The sequence below is a fragment of the Chryseobacterium sp. c4a genome, assembly GCF_009900745.1.
GTDB lineage: Bacteria > Bacteroidota > Bacteroidia > Flavobacteriales > Weeksellaceae > Chryseobacterium.
The window spans coordinates 100,952-107,022 of the sequence record NZ_WXVU01000021.1 but is presented as its reverse complement, the minus strand read 5'-3'; the positions used below and the strand labels follow the sequence as shown (position 1 = coordinate 107,022).

The following is a 6,071-nucleotide window of genomic DNA, read 5'->3' as shown; positions in this document are numbered from 1 at the left end:
AGTATGAAGTTTGGGTTTACTCCACTCTAAGTTACCATATCTTCGCAACCAAACCAAAACGGTACTCTTTCCCTGAATACCATACTCTTTTTGAGCCTGCTTGTAAGTGTAATCGCCGTTTTCTACTTGAGAAACAATTCTTAATTTAAAGGCTATACTATAGTCCTTTTGTGTACGCTTTTCTCTTGTTAATCCTTGATGTTTCATAAATAAGTCGATTAGTTGTCAACTTATTTCAGGACGGGACAGTATACAACAAAAAAGCAACCTCTTTCGAAGTTGCTTTATTTTGAAAATCTTTATAGATTATTTTCTTAGTCCTAATGCAGCAATAATTGCTCTATATCTTGCGATATCTTTTTTCTTAAGGTAATCTAGTAAACTTTTTCTCTTACCTACCAATTTCACTAGAGATCTCTCTGTGTTGAAATCATGACGGTTAGCCTTTAAGTGCTGAGATAAGTGATTAATTCTGAAAGTGAAAAGAGCGATTTGTCCTTCTGCGCTTCCTGTGTCCTGTGCAGATTTTCCGTGTTGTGCGAAAATTTCCTGCTTTTTGTCTGTTGTTAAGTACATTCCAATATTGTTTAATGATTATTATGTAACGGGTGCAAAATTACGACTATTTTTTGAATCTGCAAACATTATTGATTTCATAAATCAAATTTGATAGAAAAAAATGTTAAAAATTTCTTAATAAATTTTACACAATTCAACGAAAAGGCAGTAATTTTGCATTCGAATTACAAATGAGAAAATTTATATTCTTTACAGCAGTTACTACTTTTTTATTCATTGGCTTTACTTCAGTAAAAGCACAAAGAAATGCTGATGATAAAATAAAGAAAGTTCTATACTTCAATCCCGAGGTAGAGCCTGATATTGATGAAATAAAGGAGCCTACCAACAATGCATTCTTTGATGCCGTATCCGACAATTTCAGCGGTAGAAGAAATAAAATGCTTCGTGCTGAAGTTCAGGTTCCCTTTGACAGCATAGATAAACAAACGATCGTAGATTATTGCACCAATAATGATGCTGATTTCGCTATTGTTTCCAAAGTACGTTACTTCAAAGTAGGTTTTGGAAAATATGTGTTCTCCAATCAGGTGGTAGTAAGCATGAAACTTTTTGGAGCTGATGGAAATCTGGTGACAGAAACTGATCATGATACTTACCGTAAAAACATGCGTCTTTTAGGATCTACCGTAAACTCTGTAAAAATAGGTACAGAAGGTGCGATTAAAGGAATTATCAAAAAACTGAGAAAGCTAAAACCTACGGAATCAGAATTATAGTTTTTAAAGTTTAGTATCCAATTTTTTCTAAATGCATTTATTCTATTGAAACCATATCAATAGTTAATTTTGCTTTGCAAGTGAATCATCAATAATTGAGCAGGTTCTAATTTCACTTGTTCCACTTCTCGAATAAATTGATTATCTGTTGTTAAAAAACACCAAAGCGTAAGGGTAATTTACATACTATATATCTTAAAAATACACAGATTTTCTCATTGCTAAAACCATCCCCTATAAATTTTCAAAATCATTAATCACACATAAATTGTTTTGCATTTGATTGATTTTCAGTTAAATATTTTCACCAACCAATGAATAATTAGAAATTATTTACTATTTTAGTAGAACAATAAAATCTAAATTATATGAAAAATCTAAAGAAAATCAGTAGAGCGGCCGCCAAACAAATCAATGGTGGGCTCATTGGAAAATGCAGCAGAACTAATCCATGTATTGTAGGCTGGTGCTGTAATGGTGTTTGTTCACCACGTGCTTGTATTGAAAATTAAATTACCAACCATTCAAACAGATCACATGAAAAATCTAAAGAAACTTAGTAGAGAAAAGGCGAGCCAAATTAATGGCGGGTCTACTGAAAGATGCAATGAATTCAATCCATGCGCTGCAGGATGGTGTTGCAATGGTATTTGTTCACCATTTATCTGTATGGAATAATATAAATCATTTTAAACTATTCAAAATCAAATCACATGAAAAATTTAAAGAAAATCAACAGACAAGAACAAAAAGAAATTAAAGGCAACGGAATTATCAAGCGATGCATTGAGCACTTTGAGTGTCCTGGAGGATCATGTTGCCGAAACACCTGTGTTACATATCCATGCCCATTGGAATAAAATTCAACGCCTGTTTTCAGGTGTTTTTCATTTATTCAAAACAATAGAAACTAATTATTTATTTTCATTTAAATATTTTCACCATTAAATGAATAAATAGAAAATATTTATTATTTTAGTATAACATTTAAAACTAAAAAGCTATGAAAAATCTAAAAAAAATCAGCAGAGAAACTGCAAAGCAAATCAAGGGAGCAGGTCTTACAAGATGTACAGAACATTCACAATGTGTTTTCGGAATGTGTTGCAAGGGTATTTGTATGGAATATATCTGTTTTGAAGAATAATTTTGAAACTTTAATATAAAATTATTCTCATGAAAAATTCAAACCTTAAAAAACTCAGTAGACAGGCTGCCAAAGAAATTAATGGTGGCATGAGTCTTTTCAGATGCAGCGAAAAGAGGACTTGCTCCGTTGGATATTGCTGTAATGGAGAATGCATTGATCATGATTGTATGATAGAACCCTAATTCTAAATTTATTCTTGGTCATGAAAAACTTTAACCTTAAGAAGCTAAATAGGCTTGAGCAAAAAAACATTAAAGGAAGCGGAATAAAAAAGTGTGGTGACAATTCAGATTGCGGGCCATACCAATGCTGCACCAATGCTGTTTGTATCTACATTCCTACTTCAGAATGTGAACCCAATTAAAGAATATTGGAATTTTAAATTTAATTTTTAACATCCGCTTCGGTGGGTGTTTTTTAATGCCTTTTTTGGACTTCAGACTTTAATAAATCCTTAAATTTCCCAGTTTATTGCTCAGTCTTAAAAATTTGAATTATTTTTGCATATCCTAAAAAATTTTACGTTTTGAATTCTAGAGACGAACTTATCTTCAATCCTGCCGATATTGCCGAAACTCTCAGCGAACTTCCAGCTGACGAGCGACTGCTCGCATTTTTGAAAGTTCCGAAAGAATATAAAGCTGAAGTTTTCTCCCATCTTGATCCAGACTTTCAAGAAGATACGATTAGAAGTATCGGAAGCGACGAGGTTTCTGAGATTTTGAATGCCATGACTCCTGATGACAGGACTGCTCTTTTTGAGGACTTTCCCGATGAACTGATCAAGTATTCCATCAATCACCTTAATCCGCAGGAAAGAAGGATTGCCTTAAAGCTATTAGGCTACAATTCTGACTCTATTGCCCGTCTGATGACTCCTTATTATATCCAGATCCGTAAGGAATGGACTGTAAAAAGATGCCTTCAACAGATTAAAAAGGTAGGAAGAAAGGTGGAAACCATGAACTACCTATATGTAGTAGATGAAAGAAATCGTCTGATTGATGACCTTGCCATCGGAACTTTATTATTGGAAGAGGAAGATACACTGGTTTCTGATATGACAGACAATCATTTTGTAGCGATTACTACAACCACTTCCAAAGAGGATGCTGTAACCTATTTCGAAAAATATGACCGTGGAGCTCTTCCTATTATTACCGAAGCCGGTGTTCTGGTTGGTATTGTAACCATTGATGATATCCTTGACCAAATCGAACAACAAAATACCGAGGATATTCAGAAATTTGGGGGATTGGAAGCGCTGGATCTTCCCTACACCCAAACTTCATGGACAGAAATGATTAAAAAAAGGGCGACCTGGCTTATCATTCTATTTGTTTCTGAAATGTTGACTGCTTCAGCCATGGGGTATTTTGATAAAGAAATTGAAAAAGCGGTTGTTCTTGCCTTATTTGTTCCTCTGATTATTTCGAGTGGTGGAAACTCCGGATCACAGGCTGCTACATTGATTATCCGTGCTATGGCACTTCAGGAGATCAATCTTAAAGATTGGTGGTATGTGATGAGAAAGGAAATCATCTCCGGATTATGTCTGGGTGCTATTTTAGGGGTAATTGGATTTATCAGGATTATGCTTTGGCAGAAAATTGGTCTTTTCGACTATGGCCAGTATTGGGTATATGTAGGATTAAGTGTTTCTGTTTCTCTGATTGCCATTGTATTATGGGGAACTTTATCAGGGTCTATGATCCCGTTTGTTTTAAAGAAATTAAAGCTTGACCCTGCCACCTCTTCTGCCCCATTTGTGGCAACATTGGTGGATGTTACCGGATTAATCATCTATTTTACGGTAGCCGGACTTTTCTTAACCGGAAAACTTTTGTAATTTTAGGCATCTTCTAAAATGCCAATATGAAAATCGTTTCACTTGTACCCTCTATTACAGAGGCTTTATTTGACTTGGGACTCACCGACCATGAAGTTATCGGGAGAACAAAATTCTGTATTCATCCTCAGGATAAAGTAAGAAATGTAGCGATCATTGGTGGAACAAAAAATATCAACATTGATAAAATTAAGGCTCTTCAACCGGATATAATCCTCGCTAATAAAGAAGAAAACATCAAAGAACAGGTAGAAGCTCTTATGGATGATTTCAAGGTTATCGTAACCAATGTAGAAACAATTGAGGATAATTATTATCTGCTTAAAAATCTTGGAAAACTTCTGGGAAAGGAAGAAAGAGCTCAACTTTTTAATCTGAAAATCTACGAAATCCTTAATCAGACTCAACTTGAGACTCCTGTAAAAGCAGCCTATCTGATCTGGAAAAACCCTTATATGACCATTGGTTCTGATACATTTATTCATAAAATAATGGCAGAAATAGGTTTTGAGAATGTATTCAAAAACAAAACCCGTTACCCGGAAATTACCACTGAAGACCTGGAAAAAGCAGATGTGATCATGCTTTCTTCCGAACCTTTTCCATTCAAAGAGAAGCATATTGAAGAACTAAGAGTTTTTTATCCTGAGAAAAAAATCATGATTGTAGATGGTGAGGCATTTTCATGGTATGGAACTCATATTGCAAAATGTGAACATTACTTTAAAGAACTGCTGGCTGAAATTCAAAGGATGCAGCAAAGCATACATTCTAAACATTAAACATTAAACTTTATATGTCCGGAACAGTTATATTATCTGAAGGAGAAGAATTTGATCGCGTTATACAAGAGGTTTCGAGATACATCCATCTTTATGTAATGCCATTTGGAAAGGATGAACGAAGCTTCACTCGCATTGATAAACGTGAAAATATGTATGGTGGAAATGGAACGGTACATATGATACAAATGTTCGATCAAGCTGAACTCGCTAATAATCGTTTGGCTGCTTATATGGTTTTATTGAACAAAGGCGATGAATCAGGGTTTCATACTCACAATGAGAGAAATGAAGAAGAATTATATGTCGTAGTACATGGAACAGGAGAATACCGTGAAAGAACCGGAATGGAAGGAACTATTCGTAAAAAGGCTCTTCAAAAAGGAGATATTACTGCCATCAGTTCCATTGGATATCACTCTATTGAAAATACGGGCAACGAACCTTTAATTATGTTTGTTATCACCACCAACAACCCATAAAACATAAAAAACTCCGGTCATACGAACCGGAGTTTTTTTTATATTTTTATTGAATCTGATTACAAAATCTTGGAAACTTCATTACAAAGCCATTCCAGCAATTCTCTGTCTTCAGCTGTAAAAGGATCAATGGTATGAGAATCAATATCAATCTGACCAATGTTTTTCCCGTCTTTAAAGATTGGAACTACAATTTCAGCCTTAGTATCAATTGAACAGCTTAAATAATTGCTTTCTTCATGTACATCAGGCACTACAAATGTTTCATTAGAAACAGCAACCTGCCCACAGATTCCTTTTCCGTAAGGAATAATGGTATGATCTGTTGGAGCTCCTACATATGGGCCTAAGATCAACTCATCTTTATCTCCATTTTTAAAGTAGAACCCTGTCCAGTTAAAATAAGGGATTTCCTGATCTAACAGGTGACAAACTTTTTCAAGCTTCTCTTCTGTATTATGTTTTGGACTTTCAAGAATAGAGGAAAGTCTTTTCTTTAATTCTGACATT

General features: G+C 34.6%; 13 protein-coding genes. 10 read left to right on the top strand and 3 right to left on the bottom strand.

The genetic code is table 11. The annotated features are described in order from the left end of the window. Positions 1 to 207: helix-turn-helix domain-containing protein (locus tag GTR01_RS21840; protein WP_160137680.1), on the bottom strand; the 207-nt coding region annotated here is incomplete at its 3' end. 99 nt (positions 208 to 306) lie between these two features. Continuing rightward, on the bottom strand, positions 307 to 576 hold the full coding sequence (rpsO, locus tag GTR01_RS21835) for a 30S ribosomal protein S15 (RefSeq protein WP_045494446.1): 270 nt from the start codon (positions 574 to 576) through the stop codon (positions 307 to 309). Positions 577 to 749: 173 nt separating this feature from the next. Between rpsO and GTR01_RS21830 the strand changes: the two genes are divergently transcribed. The 10 genes from GTR01_RS21830 to GTR01_RS21790 all read left to right on the top strand — a co-directional run bounded on the left by GTR01_RS21830 (position 750) and on the right by GTR01_RS21790 (position 5,561). Continuing rightward, positions 750 to 1,298: a pyruvate decarboxylase gene (locus tag GTR01_RS21830; RefSeq protein WP_160139839.1), complete on the top strand. Its 549-nt coding sequence runs from the start codon at positions 750 to 752 to the stop codon at positions 1,296 to 1,298. 368 nt (positions 1,299 to 1,666) lie between these two features. Further along, a complete protein-coding gene (locus tag GTR01_RS21825; protein ID WP_160139838.1) occupies positions 1,667 to 1,810 on the top strand; it encodes a bacteriocin-like protein in 144 nt (47 codons plus the stop codon). A gap of 25 nt (positions 1,811 to 1,835) precedes the next feature. Beyond that, entirely contained in the window at positions 1,836 to 1,976 is a 141-nt protein-coding gene (locus GTR01_RS21820; protein ID WP_160139837.1) for a bacteriocin-like protein, read from the top strand. Positions 1,977 to 2,011: 35 nt separating this feature from the next. Continuing rightward, positions 2,012 to 2,158, top strand: a complete 147-nt coding sequence (locus GTR01_RS24935) for a bacteriocin-like protein (RefSeq protein ID WP_410492611.1) — start codon at positions 2,012 to 2,014, stop codon at positions 2,156 to 2,158. A 143-nt stretch (positions 2,159 to 2,301) separates the two neighbouring features. Continuing rightward, a complete protein-coding gene (locus GTR01_RS21815; RefSeq protein ID WP_160139836.1) occupies positions 2,302 to 2,445 on the top strand; it encodes a bacteriocin-like protein in 144 nt (47 codons plus the stop codon). Between the two features lie 29 nt (positions 2,446 to 2,474). After that, positions 2,475 to 2,630: a bacteriocin-like protein gene (locus GTR01_RS21810; RefSeq protein WP_160139835.1), complete on the top strand. Its 156-nt coding sequence runs from the start codon at positions 2,475 to 2,477 to the stop codon at positions 2,628 to 2,630. 20 nt (positions 2,631 to 2,650) lie between these two features. Further along, complete coding sequence (locus tag GTR01_RS21805; protein WP_160139834.1) at positions 2,651 to 2,812, top strand: hypothetical protein; 162 nt, start codon at positions 2,651 to 2,653, stop codon at positions 2,810 to 2,812. Between the two features lie 162 nt (positions 2,813 to 2,974). Beyond that, a complete protein-coding gene (mgtE, locus tag GTR01_RS21800; RefSeq protein WP_123870408.1) occupies positions 2,975 to 4,297 on the top strand; it encodes a magnesium transporter in 1,323 nt (440 codons plus the stop codon). A 26-nt stretch (positions 4,298 to 4,323) separates the two neighbouring features. Beyond that, positions 4,324 to 5,079, top strand: coding sequence for an ABC transporter substrate-binding protein (locus GTR01_RS21795; RefSeq protein ID WP_160139833.1), 756 nt, complete (start codon positions 4,324 to 4,326; stop codon positions 5,077 to 5,079). 14 nt (positions 5,080 to 5,093) lie between these two features. Further along, complete coding sequence (locus GTR01_RS21790; protein ID WP_160139832.1) at positions 5,094 to 5,561, top strand: cupin domain-containing protein; 468 nt, start codon at positions 5,094 to 5,096, stop codon at positions 5,559 to 5,561. A gap of 59 nt (positions 5,562 to 5,620) precedes the next feature. Here GTR01_RS21790 and GTR01_RS21785 read toward each other — a convergent pair whose 3' ends face one another. Then, on the bottom strand, positions 5,621 to 6,070 hold the full coding sequence (locus GTR01_RS21785) for a GAF domain-containing protein (protein ID WP_160139831.1): 450 nt from the start codon (positions 6,068 to 6,070) through the stop codon (positions 5,621 to 5,623). Position 6,071 lies beyond the last annotated feature (1 nt).